The sequence below is a fragment of the Arthrobacter sp. zg-Y1219 genome (assembly GCF_030125545.1).
In the GTDB taxonomy this organism is placed as follows: Bacteria; Actinomycetota; Actinomycetes; order Actinomycetales; family Micrococcaceae; genus Arthrobacter_B.
On record NZ_JASKLY010000019.1, the window covers coordinates 1 to 14,628 of the forward strand.

Below are 14,628 nucleotides of genomic sequence, written 5' to 3' on the forward strand. Positions count from 1 at the left end.
GCGGGCGGTAATTCCGTTTCCCAAACACCGCCCGCCCCCGGGGGCCCCCGGCCCCCCGCCGCCGCCGGTCTTTCAGTAACCTGCCGGCTTCCGGCTTCTAATCACGGGGATCCGGATCGTTGGGCTTTTCGCTGCCCATGTCGGCAGCACCGAACATCTTCACAACCGGGTTGCTCGTCTCTTTGTTGGCCCGCGGCTGCAGTTCCGGGTGATGCAGGTCCAGCGCCGGGCGCTCGGACCGGATGCGCGGCAGCGAGGTGAAGTTGTGGCGCGGAGGCGGGCAGGACGTGGCCCATTCCAGCGAGCAGCCGAAGCCCCAGGGATCGTCCACTTCAACTCGGCGGCCGCGCCGCCAGGTGATGTACACGTTCCAGAAGAACGGAACCAGGGAGACGCCCAGGAGCATCGAGGCGATGGTGGACAGCTGGTTCATGCCCGTGAAGTTGTCCTCCACCAGATAATCGGCGTACCGCCGCGGCATGCCGGAGACACCCAGCCAGTGCTGGATCATGAAGGTTCCGTGGAAGCCGAGGAACAGCATCCAGAAGTGGATCTTGCCCAGCCGCTCGTTGAGCATCTTGCCGGTGAACTTCGGCCACCAGAAATAGAAGCCGGCGAACATGGCGAAGACCACGGTTCCGAAGACCACGTAGTGGAAGTGGGCCACCACGAAGTAGGTGTCGGAGACCTGGTAGTCCAGCGGCGGCGAGGCCAGGATGATGCCGGTCAGTCCGCCGAAAAGGAACGTGATGAGGAACCCGATGGCCCAGAGCATGGGGGTCTCAAAGGTAATGGATCCCCGCCACATGGTGCCGATCCAATTGAAGAACTTCACCCCCGTTGGAACAGCAATCAGCATGGTCATGAGGGCGAAGAAGGACTGCATGACGGCGCCGGTGACGTACATGTGGTGGGCCCACACGGTCACGGAGAGAGCCGCAATGGCCAGGGTGGCAAACACCAGCCCCTTGTACCCGAAGATCGGTTTCCGGCTGAAGACCGGCAGCACCTCGGAAATGATGCCGAAGAACGGCAGCGCGATGATGTAGACCTCCGGATGGCCGAAGAACCAGAACAGGTGCTGCCAGAGGATGGATCCGCCGCGCTCCGGGTTGAAGATGTCCGCGCCGAAGCGCCGGTCCGCTCCAAGGGCGAACAGCGCCGCGGCCAGGGGCGGGAAGGCCATCAGGATCAGGATGGCAGTGACCAGGGTGTTCCAGGTGAAGATGGGCATCCGCCACATCGTCATTCCCGGGGCCCGCAGGCAAATGATCGTGGTGACAAAGTTGACCGCGCCAAGAATCGTTCCAAAACCGGACAGGGCCAGGCCGAAAACCCAGAGGTCGCCTCCCACCCCCGGCGAGAACGTTGTATTGGACAACGGCGCGTAGGCCGTCCACCCGAACGACGCCGCGCCCTGCGGAGTGATGAAGCCGGCAACCGCAATGGTGCTGCCGAAGAGGAAAAACCAGAAAGCCAGGGCATTCAGCCTCGCGAACGCGACATCCGGAGCGCCGATCTGCAGCGGCATGATGACGTTCGCGAATCCGGCGAACAGCGGCGTTGCAAACATCAGGAGCATGATCGTGCCGTGCATGGTGAACAGCTGGTTGTACTGCTCCTTCGTCTGCAGGATCTGCATCCCCGGTTCGAAGAGTTCGGCGCGGATGATCAGCGCCATGACTCCGCCCACGCAGAAGAACACGAACGACGCGGTCAGATACATGTAGCCGATCGTCTTGTGGTCCGTCGAGGTGATCCAGTTGACGACAATCCGGCCCTTGGACAGCGGCACCACGCGCGGGGGTACGTACGTTCCGGATTCGTCTGCGGAGTACTTGAGCGTCGACATTGGATGCCATCCCTTGGGTACATCGGCCAGGACATGGTGCTGCCGGAAGCGGAGCCGCCGTGTCTTGTATCGTAGGTCTCCTCTTTCTCCGCCGTCCAGAGGGTTTGGGTTGACCGCGAAGGGCCGCGGGGAATGAATCAGCACGGAGACCGGTTGAACCCGGGACAAACGCCTAGATTTCATCAAGGAGAAGCACATGACAACGCAGGCTGAAACGACGCACCCGGATCTTACGGACTGGATCCCGGCGCAGCAGTACATTGCCGGCCAGTGGCGGGACGGCAGTTCCGAGAAGGTTCTGACCGATACCAGCCCGTTTGACGGCTCCGAGCTGATGAGCATCCGCCAGGCCTCCCGCGAGGACCTGGACGAGGCGTACACCGCCGCAGCCGCAGCTCAGCAGGAGTGGGCGGCCCGGACGCCCTCGGCCCGCCGTGCGGTCCTTGAACGTGCCGCCGAGATTTTCGATGAGCGCCGCGAGGAGATCCTCGCCTGGCTCGCCGCCGAATCCGGCAGCACCGTGGTCAAGGCCAACATCGAAGTCGATTCGGCCCGTGCCATCACCAAGGAATCGGCCACGTTCCCGCACCGCGTGTCCGGTAAAATCCTGGACTCCGACACTCCGGGCAAGGAGTCCCGCGTCTACCGCGGACCGCTCGGCGTCGTGGGCGTCATCAGCCCCTGGAACTTCCCGCTGCACCTTTCCCAGCGCTCCGTGGCCCCGGCGCTGGCACTGGGCAACGCCGTCGTCCTCAAGCCCGCTTCCGACACCCCCGTCACCGGCGGCCTGATGATTGCCCGGATTTTCGAGGAGGCAGGCCTTCCCGCCGGTGTCCTGAGCGTTGTCGTGGGCGCCGGATCTGAAATCGGTGACGCCTTTGTGGAGCATCCGGTTCCGGGCTTCATCTCCTTCACCGGCTCCACCCCGGTGGGCAAGAACCTGGGCGCGCTGGCCGCCAGCGGCCCCACGCTGAAGCATGTGGCCCTGGAGCTCGGCGGCAACAGTCCGTTCGTGGTCCTCGCCGATGCGGATGTGGATCAGGCCGTCAAGGCAGCCATCATGGGCAAGTTCCTGCATCAGGGACAGATCTGCATGGCGGTGAACCGGATCATCGTCGAAGACGCCGTCTACGATGAATTCGTGGAGAAGTTTGCTGCCCACGCCAAGACGCTGAAGTCCGGCGATCCCCGCGATCCGCAGAATGCGGTGGGCCCGATCATCAACGCCAAGCAGCTCGAAGGCCTGCAGAAGAAGATCGAGCTGGCCCGGGAGCAGGGCGCGCGCCTGCTCGTCGAGGGTGAAGTCAACGGCCAGGTTCTTTCGCCGTACGTCTTCGCCGACGTCACCAAGGAGATGGAGCTCTTCCAGGAAGAGATCTTCGGTCCGATCGCCGGCATTACCCGCGCGGCCGACGCCGAGGATGCACTGTCGCTGGCCAACGCCAGCGATCTGGGGCTCTCCAGCTCGGTCTTCACCTCCGATCTGGACCGCGGCGTGCTCTTCGCCCGCAGCATCAAGGCCGGCATGACGCACGTCAACGACATCCCGGTCCAGGATGAAGCACACGTGCCCTTCGGCGGCGAGAAGAATTCGGGCTTGGGCCGCTTCAACGGTGACTGGGCGATTGCCGAATTCACCACCGACCACACGGTCACGCTGCAGCGCGAAGCCCGGCAGTACCCGTTCTAACTCAACATCAATGCACGACGGCGGGCCCCCCCCGTTGGGGGGGGGGCGCCGGCGGTCGCTGGGAATGGGGGAGAACCCGACGGGGGTTTGCTGCGCCACCCCGGGCCTCCCCCGGTAAAACTCACCCACACGCCCCCCCGGCGGCCCGCACCTTTTCGGTGCGGGCCGCCGTCGTGCATTGGAAGTGCGGTAAATCGGAAGGCTAGTTGCCGAACCGGGCGACGAGGCGCCCGAGGATCTGGTTGTTCTTGAGCCGCTCAAGGCCCGCATCGATCTGGTCGAACGGAATTTCCTCGTATCCGGGCTGGATCTCGCCGCGGAGCATCAGGTCGAAGACCTCCTCAATGTCGGCCACGGTGCCGCCGAGGGAGCCCTCAATGGACTTGCCCAGGATGGTGTTGGTGGCCACTGTGAAGGTGGGCTTGCCGAGGCCCACCTGGACCACCTTGCCGCCGCGCTTAATGGCGTTGACGGCCTTCTGCGTGGTATCAAAGCCGGCATAGTCCACGATGAGGTCGAAGGTTCCTCCGGCCCGCGGATTCGCGGCATCCACCCACTCTGCGGCGTCCTTGACGCAGGAGACGGCGCCTACCTCCAGGGCGTTCGCCCAGGCTTCTTCCTTCATTTCAGCCACGTGCACCTCGGCGCCGGCCAACACCGCGGCGCGGGCACCGATCTGCCCGAGGCCGCCGAACCCGATCACGCCGACCTTCATGCCCTTGGCGGCGCGGCCGACCTTGATCATGGCGTGATAGGACGTCATTCCCGCGTCGGTTGCCAGGGCGGCCAGGGAGAGGTCCAATCCGTCGGGAACCCGGGCCAGGTCGCGGTAGTCCGCTGCGAGTTTGTCGGCAAAGCCGCCGGGAGTGAACATGCCGGCCGGGGGCTGGATGCCCGAGGAGCACACACCCACGACGTCGCCCACCTTGAAGCCGGTGACCTCGGATCCGAGCGCGGTAATGACGCCGGCGTTTTCGTGGCCCTGCGTCATCGGCAGGAACGGCATGGCGGAGTCCCCGACCTCCATGTACATCAGGTCGGAATGGCACAAGCCCGCCGCCTGAACGTCGATGATGACCTGAGTGGGACCCGGAACCGGCTCCGGAACTTCGTTGAGCTGAATCGGCTTGCGATCCCCCACATACTGCCAAGCTTTCACGGGTGGCTTCCTCTCTTGACGGATCGAGGGGCACCAGGTCCCTGCGCGCGCCTTTCTGTCGGCACAGCTCGTGCGAGCATCCTCTGCCACCAGTTTAGGTCTGGGCCGGCGGGCACCCGTTCCCACCCGCGCCGGCATCTGGAAGGATGCGGACCGGGAGGCTGCCGGGCGGCAGTATTTCGTTCCACGCAGGTTTTGTTCCACGCAGGTTTTTGTTCCACGCACCTAAGGAAAAACGCATGAAGGCAAACAGGCAGCGGACCGTGGAGACCGACGGCGCCCGGCTGGCCGTGTTCGAGTACGGCCAGCCGGCGGCACCGGCGACCCCCACCGTCCTGCTGGTTCACGGCTATCCCGATGACCACACGGTGTTTGCCGGCGTCATCGAGAACCTGGCCGCTGACCACCGGGTGATCGCCTACGACACCCGCAACGCCGGGGCATCCCGGCTGACCAAGGAATTCCGCGGGGGGACCGGCACGGGGCCGGAGGAGATCGCGGCCGGCAGCCCGCTGGCTCCCTACCGCCTCCCGGTGCTCGTCGCGGACCTCTGCGCCGTGTTGGCGGACGCCGGCGGGCCGGTTCATTTGGTCGGCCATGACTGGGGTTCCATCCAATGCTGGGCAGCGGTTCGTGATGTCCGTGCCGCGGGCCGGGTCCTCAGCTTCACCAGCATTTCCGGGCCGGACCTCGGACATCTGCGCCGCTGGTTTCGGCAGTGCCTCCGCAGTCCGCGCCGCTGGCTTCTCGCCGTCGGGCAGGCCCTGCGAAGCTCGTACGTCGCCTTTTTCCAGCTCCCCGTGCTGCCTGAACTGCTCTGCCGCCGGCTCGGGCCGCAGTACGCCCGGCGGGCGGGAACCAGCGCCGAAGCAGCAACCGGCAATGCGGTCCGCGGCCTCCAGCTTTACCGCGCCAACCTTCTTGGTTCCGGCGTTTCCGCGCGGGAGCCGCTGCCTCCCGTCGAGGTTCCGGTGCATGTGCTGGTGCCGCTGCATGACCCGTTCCTGTCGCCGCGGTTGACGGACGGTCTTGCGGCGGAGGTGCCGGACCTGCGGATCAGCGCCGTGGACGGCGGACACTGGTGGCCCGCCGAGAACAGCGCCGCGTTTTGCCGGATGCTCCGGCAGCTCACCGGCTCGTAGGGCCCGCGCCGGGATCCTAGGGGTGAGGCAGAGCCTGGGCGTTCGCCAGCGGCTGCTTTCCTGCGGTGCTTCCGGCTCCCGCGCCGCCGCGTGCGGCCGAGGCCAGCAGGGCGTCAGCGATGTCGGCGGCATCCCGCAGGGTCCGCGCACCGGCCCGGCCGGGAGATCCGGCCTCGGCAGCGATCGCGGTGCCCCACTGCACCGACGAGAGCTGCAGCCCCAGCACGTACAGGTCCTGCTGCGGTTCGCCGCTGATGCCCACCGGCCGGTACGGCGGCAGGGTGACGTCAAGCCCCGGAGTCACCACCGCGGTGCCGTCCCCGGCCATCATCACCTTGGGCCGGACCAGGCCGGAGTGCAGCATTCCGCCGAGCAGCGGAGAAATGTTCCGGTCCACGCGGTTGGCCGGCATCATGGCTTCGACCAGGGTGCGGGCCGCGTATTCGGTGCCCGACCACGGTGAGACCCCGGTGAAGACACCGCGCGCCTCATCCACGTCAAAGCGCGGGTCGGGGCCCACGAAGTGCACGATGCCGGCCCGCACCAGGGCGGCCAGCTGTTCGATCCGCTCGGGCGGCGGCCCGCTGGCCAGCCCCTCCACGAGCGGCTCAAACCAGCCGCGCAGCTCGGTGAGCCAGGACGCTTCGGCGAGTCCGCCGTCGGCCACTATCGCTTTCAGCACCGTGCGCCCGGCGTTGAGCGCGCCGATCATCATTTTCAGCGGATTGTCCTCACCCGCGTCGGAGCCGGCGGCGTCGTCCTCCAGGTACGCGAGGACCGCGTCGTCGAGCTCACGGGCCCCGCGGTACGGGCGCCGTCCAAGCGGCTGGGCCAGGGCTTCAAGATTGGTGCGCCGGGCGGCGGGAACACAGCGGCCCAGGACCTCTTCCTTGGCTGCGTCCCAGTCCGGACCGGGGAGGTCCAGCGCGGCTCGCAGCTCGTCGAGGAAGGCCGACGCCGGCGTCAGCAGTTCGTCAGCGGCCACCCGGGCCAGCGTCGAGTAGTAGGCCCAGACGGCGTCGCGGTGCAGCAGGGGCCACAGGTCATGGTCAAAGCCGGGCAAAATGCCCTGCTCCCGAAAAGCGGCTGCAGTTTCTTCGGTGAAGTAGCGCAGCTTGACGCCGCGCGGCACGTAGGACTCCAGCCGGGCCTTTGCCCGGTACGGAGTGCCCCGGCGTGAGGCCGCCACCAGGACGGGCTCGCGTCCGCTGGGCTCGTACCGCAGGGCGCGGCCGGCGGGTTCTCCGCTGGGCACAAAGCGGCCGCCGCGGCCGGAGGTCACCTGAATCATGATGTCGAAAAAATTGAGCCCGAGGCCGCGCACCAGCACCGGCTCGCCGGCCGGAAGCACTGAGAGGTCCACGTCGGAAGGCACGGCCGGGGGCAGGTACCGCAGGTTGTGGCGGTCGGCGGCGTCACGCAGCCGGTCCTGGTCGGCGCTCAGCGCGGCAGGCAGATGACCCAGGGCGAGGACGACGGCGTCAGCGGCCAGGGTGCCTTCCCCGGCGACCTCCACCGACCAGCCCGAACCCGGTTCCGGACGGGCGAGGCTGAGAACTTCGGCGCGCACATGCACCAGCCGCACCCCTGCGGCCGAGGCCGCCTCCCGGAGACGGGCGTAGGTCCACTCCAAATAGCGTCCGTAGACGGCCCGGCTGGCAAACGCGCCGGGGGTCAGCCCGGCAAGTTCTTCCCGATCCGCTGCCGGCAGGTCCGCGCCGGCGTCCGATTCAGTCATCCGGATCCGCCACTGCTCGAAAGACAGCCCGGTCGGTGATGCCGCCAGCTCGGCGGCCGTGGCGCCGGCCGGAACGACGGTGGGGAAAAGGGCGGGGGTGTTCATCAGGAACAGCCGGGACTGTCCGGTGCGCCAGACATGGCCGGGGCCGGGGTTGAACGGATCAAGGACGGTGATGGTCAGTGCCGGCCTGGCGTCGGGGGCAAGGGCCAGATAGCCGGCCAGCGTGCGCTCCACGACAGAGATTCCCCGCGGACCCGCCCCGATCACGGCCACGTGGAAGCTCTGCGTATTCGTCATGCTTCTAGAGTATCCGGCCCGTATGGACTGAACGGTCGGAGCCTGGCCGGGACGGCGCCCGGAGAGGAAGTTCGCGGCAGCCAAAGCCCGCGCTGCCCTGTTGTCCCCTCGCAGGATTGCGTAGCCTGCAGAGAGTTCTGCCCTACGCCTCGATTGAAGGAAGAACCCCCATGTCCCCCTCCCAGGAAGCGGTGGATCTGTTGCACGAGATTGCGGCGGTGCTGCGGGACGACGGGCCGATAGCGGTGGGAACCATGTTCCGAAGCCCCGGGCTGCGGTCCGGGAAGAAAATCGTGGCCTTCCTCGGCTCCGGTGACGTTCTGCTGGTTAAGCTCCCCCGCACGCGGGCCGCGGCCCTGGTGGCGGAAGGCTCCGCCGAACCCGTCACCATGGGCAGCCGCACCATGCGGGAATGGGTCGAAATCCCGACACAGACGGACCCCGACGCCACGCGCACCGCGTGGACGGACTATGCCCGGGAAGCATTCAGCTTCGTGCGCGGCACCGCCTGACGCACCTTTTCCCAGCCGCAGGGGAACCGCGCGGGGGAAGCGCGCAGGGAACCCGCAATCGACCGGCCTCCCCCGGCCGCCGCCCTAGGATGGGCACATGACTTCCTCGACTTCCGACCTGCCCGCCGGCCCCTATGCAGACGACGAGTTCCTCTGGCTGGAGGACATCTACGGGCACAAGCAGCTGGACTGGGTCCGCGCCGAGAACAAGGTCACCGAGGACCTGCTGGCCGAGACCGGCTTCGAGCAGACCGAAAAGCGCCTGCTCGAGGTCCTGGACTCCACCGACCGCATTCCCATGGCGGCCAAGCGGGGCGGGCAGTACTACAATTTCTGGCGCGACGCCGAGCATCCCAAGGGCCTGTGGCGCCGCACCACCTGGGAGAGCTACCTCTCCGACGACCCGCAGTGGGAAATCCTGCTGGACCTGGACGAGCTCAGCCGCACCGAGGGCATCGAGTGGGTCTGGGGCGGCTCCGCGTTCCTTCGTCCGGCCGACGGCGTGTCCTACCGGCGGGCCCTGGTGGTCCTCTCCCCCGACGGCGGCGACGCCGCCCGCTACCGGGAGTTCGACGTCGTCGAGCGCGCCTTTGTGCCCGGCGGCTTTGACATTCCAGCGGCGAAAAACCGGATCAGCTGGGCCGGGCCGGACGAGCTGTACGTTGGCACGGATTTCGGTCCCGGCTCCATGACGACATCCTCCTATCCGCGCACCAGCAGGATCCTGCGCCGCGGCATGCTGCTGGCGGACGCCGCACCGTATTTCGAGGTCCCCGAAGACCACATGATGGCAGTGGTGGCGCGCGACCAGACGCCGGGCTTTGAACGTGACATCGCCGTGGACATCGTGGACTTTTACAACAGCTCCACGTTCCTGCGCTCCAACGATTCGTGGGTCCGCTTGGACGTTCCGCTGGACATGAATGTGGACATCCACCGGCAGTGGCTGGTGCTGCGCCCCCGCACCGATTGGGAACTCAACGGCACCGTGCATGCTGCCGGATCCCTGCTCGCCGCGGATCTGGACGCGTTCCTGGCCGGCAGCCGGGAGCTGGCGACGCTCTTCACCCCGGACCCCGCGACCTCGCTGCAGTCCTGGAGCTGGACCCGCGACCAGCTGCTGCTGAACCTGCTGCGGGATGTCTCGTCCGAGATTTCGGTGCTGGATCCGGCCGGCGGCTGGACGTCCACGGTCCTGGATGCCTGCCCGCCCCTGCATACCGTGGACGCCTATGCCGTGGATGACGAGGACGAGGAGTCCGGCAACGACTACTGGCTCATCAGCACCGGCTTCCTGACGCCGTCCACGCTGTCCCGCGGAACCCTGGGGAGCTCCTCCGGCGGGGGCGCCGCAGTGGTGAAGGAGTCGCCGTCGTTCTTTGACGCGTCCTCCTGCACCGTGGAGCAGCACTTTGCCGTGTCCGCCGACGGCACCCGGGTGCCCTACTTCCAGGTGGGACCGAAGGACCTGGTGCTCGACGGCGGCAATCCCACGCTGCTGAACGGTTACGGCGGCTTCGAGCAGGCGCTGACCCCGACCTACAGCGGAGTGGTGGGCCGCGGCTGGCTGGAGCGGAGCTTTACCGACGACGGCGGGGCGCAGCGTTCGGGGGTGTACGTGCTTGCCAACATTCGCGGCGGCGGGGAATACGGACCCGACTGGCACCGGGCTGCGCTGCAGGAAAACCGGCACCGGGCCTATGAAGATTTCGCCGCAGTGGCGCAGGACCTGACGGACCGCGGAGTCACGTCACGGCAGCACCTGGGCTGCACCGGCCGCAGCAACGGCGGGCTGCTGGTCGGCAACATGCTCACCACCTATCCGCACCTGTTCGGCGCCGTGTCCTGCGGGGTGCCCCTGCTGGACATGCGCCGCTACACCAAGCTGTCCGCCGGTTACTCGTGGATTGCCGAATACGGCGATCCTGACGACCCGCAGCAGTGGGAATTCGTGCGGACCTTCTCGCCGTACCACCTGCTGAAGGCGGATGCCGATTATCCGCCCACGCTGATTTGGACGGCCACCAGCGATGACCGCGTCGGCCCGGTCCAGGCGCGGAAGATGGCAGCGCGGATGAAGGCTCTGGGCGTGGAGAACGTCTGGTTCCATGAGGCGCTGGAGGGCGGACATGCCGGAGCATCGGACAACCGCCAGGCCGCCCGGATGTACGCCATGTCCTACGAGTTTCTCTGGGAAGCGCTGACCGGGCGGCTGAAGTAACTCCCCGAACAAATCTGCGACGTTTTGCTCTTACCCTCCCCTTATGGGTAGTCTTGTCAGGCTGGCAGCGGAAGCTATCAGAGAGCATTTTGGAGACGTGCCAGAGCGGCCGAATGGGCTTCACTGCTAATGAAGTGTGGGCCTAAAGCCCACCGGGAGTTCAAATCTCCCCGTCTCCGCGCTAAGACCCCCGGGCAACCGGGGGTTTTTTTGTGCCCGGAGAGACGTCCACTAGTCGCTTGCGGAACCTGAGGAAGGCCACTGGACCGTGTTCGACAGCACCCCGATGCCGCTAATCTCCACCTCGATTGAGTCCCCCGGCTTCATCTGACCCACACCCGCCGGGCTGGCCGTCAGCAGAACATCCCCGGGCTGCAGAGTGATCCATTGGGTAATCCAAGCCAGAAGTTCACCAACCCCGAACACCATGTCGGATGTTTCACAGTCCTGAACCGTCTCGGAGTTAAGCCGCGTCTGCAGCCGCAGCGACTCCGGCGCAACGCTGGTTTCAATCCACGGGCCCATGGGACAGAACGTGTCGAGGCTTTTGGCTCTGGTCCATTGCCCGTCGGCGCGCCAATCGCTGGCAGTGACATCGTTGGCGCAGGTGTAGCCAAGGACGTAGTCGTCAAAAGATTCTGGTTTCACGTTCCTTGCCACGCGGCTGATAACAACGGCGAGTTCGCCCTCATATTCCAGCCGCTCCAGGCCCAGCGGGTGTTGAATGACATCTCCCGGGCCAGCCAGGGAATTGCGCCCCTTCAGGAAAATGACGGGTTCTGCAGGGACAGGCTTTCCCAGTTCCGCCAGCTGGCTGTGGTAATTGCCTCCGGCACAGACAATCACTGACGGATCACAGGGATTCAGCAGCATGACGTCGGCAAGATTCGTCAGTTCCGTCCCGCGCGAAGGGTTCTCCCAGCCGCCGGCGAGCTCATAAATCCGGGACCCTTCCAATATGCCAAACATCGGCTGCCGTCCTTTTGCTGCAACGGCTTTCTCAACGAACCGAATGATCCGCACTTCGCGCCTCCCCGCTGGTTTCGGTCAATGCCTCTTGGATAAGCTCCAGCGGATGCCAGGCAGACCTGCGGGTCCCGTGGAAAATCTGCTCGCGGCAGGAAGTTCCGGTGGCCGCGATCACTGTCTCTTTACCGGCTTCTTCAATGGCGGGAAACAGGCGGTCAGCGCCAACCTTCATGGAGATTTCGTAGTGCTCCGCCTCATAGCCGAAAGACCCCGCCATTCCGCAGCATCCGGCGTCAAGATCGACAACCTTCACCCCGGGGATGCGGCGCAGCAACGCCATGGTGGCCGCTGTCCCCACCTCAGCCTTCTGATGGCAATGGCCTTGGTACAGAATGGTCCGTCCTGACAGCCAGGAGTGTTCCGCGAGCGTCAACCGGCCCTCATCAATGGCTTCCGTCAGCAGCGTCTCAATCTGCTGGACTCTTTGGGCCACAGCCTTGACGTTTTCATCCTCCGGGAGCAGGGTTACGTGCTCGTCCCTCAGCGTGTACAAGCATGAAGGCTCGCAGCCGACGATGGGTGACCCCGCGGACGTCCGAGTGTTGAGGTCCCGCGCCATCGCTGCGGCCTTCCCCTTAGCCTCGTCGACGAGGCCCTTGGACAGCGCGGACCGGCCACAGCATCCGGTGCTGGCCAGCTCCACATCCCACCCCGACCGTTGCAGCAGCCGTATTGCGGTTTGCCCTATGTGCGGTTCGGCGTAGGTCGTGAAGGAGTCGGCCAGAAAGTTGATGGTTCCTTGGCTGGCCGGAGTGGTGGAGGCCTCGCTGTGCCGATACCAGCGGACGAGATTCATGAAACGGTAATGCGGCAGTGGCCGCGCCGCCGATATGCCGATGGTCCGTTCACCGATTTTCCGCAGCAGCGGAATCCGGCCCGGAATGTTTGACAGTGGAGCGAATGCGGACCCGAGCTTGTTCAAGGTTCGAATGGCCCCAAAGATTCTGGTCCGCAGCGGAACTCCATGAATCTCGTGATAGTGAGACAGCGTCTCGCTCTTCAGTTTGGCCATATCAACACCCAACGGGCATTCAGCTTTGCACGCCTTGCACATGAGGCACAGATCCAGAATCTCGTGCAACCGCTCGTCGCCGAGCGCCGCCTGGGGATCGGGCTCTGAAAGTGCCTTGACCAAGGCGTTGGCCCTGCCCCGGGTCGAGTGTTCTTCCTCCCGGGTGGCGATGTAGGAGGGACACATCGCTCCCGTTGTGCTCTTGCGGCACAGGCCGATGTTCATGCAGCGGTCGGCGGCGCCGCGCATGCCCCCGACGACGTCAAAGTCGAGGCGGGTTCGAAAACCGACGGCAGCCGGCAGCATCGCATCCCGCAGATTCTCGGTCATGCTGGGGGCATCAACGATTTTGCCGGGATTCATGATGTTGCCAGGGTCAAAAATTCGCTTGACTTCACGCATGGCCTCATAAAGCTCGTCCCCGAAAATCTCCCGGTTGAACTCGCTGCGGGCCAGTCCGTCCCCGTGTTCGCTTGAGTTCACGCCCCCGAATTCCGTAACGAGGTCTTTGACCTCTTCAGCGACCGCTCGCATGCGGGCCACTTCATCTGGCTTGGACAAGTCAACGAAAGGCCGAATGTGCAGACAGCCCACGGAACAGTGCCCGTAAAATCCGGCCCGCATCTGGTGCCGGTCCAGGATGCCGGCGAATCGGGCCGTGTATTCAGCCAACCGTTCAGGCGGGACAGCCGTATCTTCCACGAACGCGAGCGGACGGTTGGAGCCTTCGCTTGCGGCCATCAGGAGTCCAAGACTCGATTTTCGGACCTTGAGAAGGTCAGCCTGTTCCGCTGCCGTGGACAACTTCAAAGTGGCGTAGCCCCGCCCGTTTTTCTCCCAGAGGGATACCAGCGTGTCCAGGCTCTTCAGGACCTCGTCCCGGTCATCCCCCGTGAAGGACACGAAGAGCAGAGCTGCGGGGTCCCCTTGCAAGGTATGGCCCAGGTTCGCATACTCGATCTTCTGCCGGGACAGATCCAGAATCGTCTTGTCCATGAGCTCCACCTGAGCAGGTTCACAGCTCAAAGAGTCCGCGGTCGCTTCAATTGCCTGCTGAGTCGTGGAGAAATGGCCGACAGCGTAGACGGTATGCCGGGGCTTGGGCACGAGGTCAACCTCGGCGTGGGTGGCAATCACAAGTGTGCCTTCGGAGCCCACCACGAATTTCGCCAAGTCGAATACCGATTCAGCCAGCCTGTCCAGCCGGTAACCGCTCGCCCGCCGCCAAAACGGAGGAAAGCCGCTGGCTATGGCCTCTGCCTTTTCAGTCAGCAGAACCGGCATGTGCCGGTAGATCCGGCCTTCCAGGGTATCGGCTTCGGCTCGGCGCTTCCGTTCATCTTCATCCACCGGTTCCAAGCGGGCAGTGGATCCGTCGGCCAGCACCACTTCCAATGCGCGGATATGATCGATCGTCATTCCATAACGCAGTGAACCGCTGCCGGCAGAGTTGTTTCCCAGCATGCCTCCGATGGTTGCCCTGTTGCTGGTTGACGTGTCGGGGCCAAACATCAGACCGAACGGTTCTGCCGCTCGGTTAAGTTCGTCTTGGACAACTCCGACTTCAACCCGGGCTGTCCGGGCCACAGGATCAACGTTCAGGATCCGGTTCATATGGCGCGAGAAGTCCAGGACAATTCCGGCTCCCACGGTTTGTCCCGCGAGACTGGTACCTGCACCCCGCGGAGTGACGTGTACGCCGAAGTTCCCGCAGATTCGAACCGCTTGGGCCACGTCAGCGCTGTGCATGGGAAAGACCACACCCATCGGACGCATTGTGTACATGCTGGCGTCACGGGCAAACAGATGCCTGCTGTAGCCATCGAACGCGACCTCGCCCTCGAGTGCCTGCTCGAGTTCTTCAACAAACCCCGCAGGAATTGTTGTTTCCTCTGACGAAACATCCATTGCGGTCATGCTTGTCTCCCTCGCTTAGTGGCGTCGGTGCCGCTGATACCGGGCCTGCCCGTTCC

The 14,628-nt window shown here is 65.2% G+C and carries 9 protein-coding genes and 1 tRNA gene; 5 read left to right on the forward strand and 5 right to left on the reverse strand.

Going from position 1 to position 14,628, the window contains the following annotated elements; translation table 11 throughout:
* Nucleotides 1-97: 97 nt before the first annotated feature.
* Nucleotides 98-1,852, reverse strand: coding sequence for an aa3-type cytochrome oxidase subunit I (gene ctaD, locus QNO00_RS14390; RefSeq protein ID WP_229968015.1), 1,755 nt, complete (start codon nt 1,850-1,852; stop codon nt 98-100).
* 196 nt (nt 1,853-2,048) lie between these two features.
* Between ctaD and QNO00_RS14395 the strand changes: the two genes are divergently transcribed.
* Nucleotides 2,049-3,542 (forward strand): aldehyde dehydrogenase family protein, encoded by a 1,494-nt coding sequence (locus QNO00_RS14395; RefSeq protein ID WP_284024994.1) that lies wholly within the window; start codon nt 2,049-2,051, stop codon nt 3,540-3,542.
* 202 nt (nt 3,543-3,744) lie between these two features.
* Here QNO00_RS14395 and QNO00_RS14400 read toward each other — a convergent pair whose 3' ends face one another.
* Nucleotides 3,745-4,701, reverse strand: coding sequence for a zinc-binding dehydrogenase (locus QNO00_RS14400; protein WP_284024995.1), 957 nt, complete (start codon nt 4,699-4,701; stop codon nt 3,745-3,747).
* A gap of 239 nt (nt 4,702-4,940) precedes the next feature.
* Between QNO00_RS14400 and QNO00_RS14405 the strand changes: the two genes are divergently transcribed.
* Nucleotides 4,941-5,843 (forward strand): alpha/beta fold hydrolase, encoded by a 903-nt coding sequence (locus QNO00_RS14405; protein ID WP_284024996.1) that lies wholly within the window; start codon nt 4,941-4,943, stop codon nt 5,841-5,843.
* A gap of 16 nt (nt 5,844-5,859) precedes the next feature.
* Here QNO00_RS14405 and QNO00_RS14410 read toward each other — a convergent pair whose 3' ends face one another.
* Nucleotides 5,860-7,881: an FAD/NAD(P)-binding protein gene (locus tag QNO00_RS14410; protein WP_284024997.1), complete on the reverse strand. Its 2,022-nt coding sequence runs from the start codon at nt 7,879-7,881 to the stop codon at nt 5,860-5,862.
* Between the two features lie 170 nt (nt 7,882-8,051).
* On the opposite strand from QNO00_RS14410, the gene QNO00_RS14415 reads away from it, so the two are divergent.
* From QNO00_RS14415 to QNO00_RS14425, 3 genes are all read left to right on the forward strand, one after another.
* The gene (locus tag QNO00_RS14415) at nt 8,052-8,393 is read left to right on the forward strand and encodes a hypothetical protein (protein ID WP_229967985.1); all 342 of its coding nucleotides are present in this window, start codon (nt 8,052-8,054) and stop codon (nt 8,391-8,393) included.
* A 97-nt stretch (nt 8,394-8,490) separates the two neighbouring features.
* Nucleotides 8,491-10,614, forward strand: coding sequence for a prolyl oligopeptidase family serine peptidase (locus QNO00_RS14420; RefSeq protein WP_229967983.1), 2,124 nt, complete (start codon nt 8,491-8,493; stop codon nt 10,612-10,614).
* Between the two features lie 91 nt (nt 10,615-10,705).
* Nucleotides 10,706-10,793, forward strand: a tRNA-Ser gene (locus QNO00_RS14425).
* Nucleotides 10,794-10,845: 52 nt separating this feature from the next.
* Here the strand turns inward: QNO00_RS14425 and QNO00_RS14430 are convergent.
* Both QNO00_RS14430 and QNO00_RS14435 read right to left on the reverse strand, forming a co-directional pair.
* Nucleotides 10,846-11,637 (reverse strand): fumarylacetoacetate hydrolase family protein, encoded by a 792-nt coding sequence (locus QNO00_RS14430; protein WP_229967981.1) that lies wholly within the window; start codon nt 11,635-11,637, stop codon nt 10,846-10,848.
* Nucleotides 11,615-14,572, reverse strand: a complete 2,958-nt coding sequence (locus QNO00_RS14435) for an FAD-binding and (Fe-S)-binding domain-containing protein (RefSeq protein WP_284024998.1) — start codon at nt 14,570-14,572, stop codon at nt 11,615-11,617. The genes QNO00_RS14430 and QNO00_RS14435 overlap by 23 nt, the downstream gene beginning before the upstream one ends.
* Between the last annotated feature and the right edge of the window lie 56 nt (nt 14,573-14,628).

Excerpts from the sequence above, each read along its gene's own strand:
- QNO00_RS14415 (WP_229967985.1), top strand. The coding sequence starts at position 8,052 with ATGTCCCCCTCCCAGGAAGCGGTGGATCTGTTGCACGAGATTGCGGCG.
- QNO00_RS14420 (WP_229967983.1), top strand. The coding sequence starts at position 8,491 with ATGACTTCCTCGACTTCCGACCTGCCCGCCGGCCCCTATGCAGACGAC.
- QNO00_RS14395 (WP_284024994.1), top strand. The coding sequence starts at position 2,049 with ATGACAACGCAGGCTGAAACGACGCACCCGGATCTTACGGACTGGATC.
- ctaD (WP_229968015.1), bottom strand. The coding sequence starts at position 1,852 with ATGTCGACGCTCAAGTACTCCGCAGACGAATCCGGAACGTACGTACCC.
- QNO00_RS14405 (WP_284024996.1), top strand. The coding sequence starts at position 4,941 with ATGAAGGCAAACAGGCAGCGGACCGTGGAGACCGACGGCGCCCGGCTG.
- QNO00_RS14410 (WP_284024997.1), bottom strand. The coding sequence starts at position 7,881 with ATGACGAATACGCAGAGCTTCCACGTGGCCGTGATCGGGGCGGGTCCG.
- QNO00_RS14435 (WP_284024998.1), bottom strand. The coding sequence starts at position 14,572 with ATGACCGCAATGGATGTTTCGTCAGAGGAAACAACAATTCCTGCGGGG.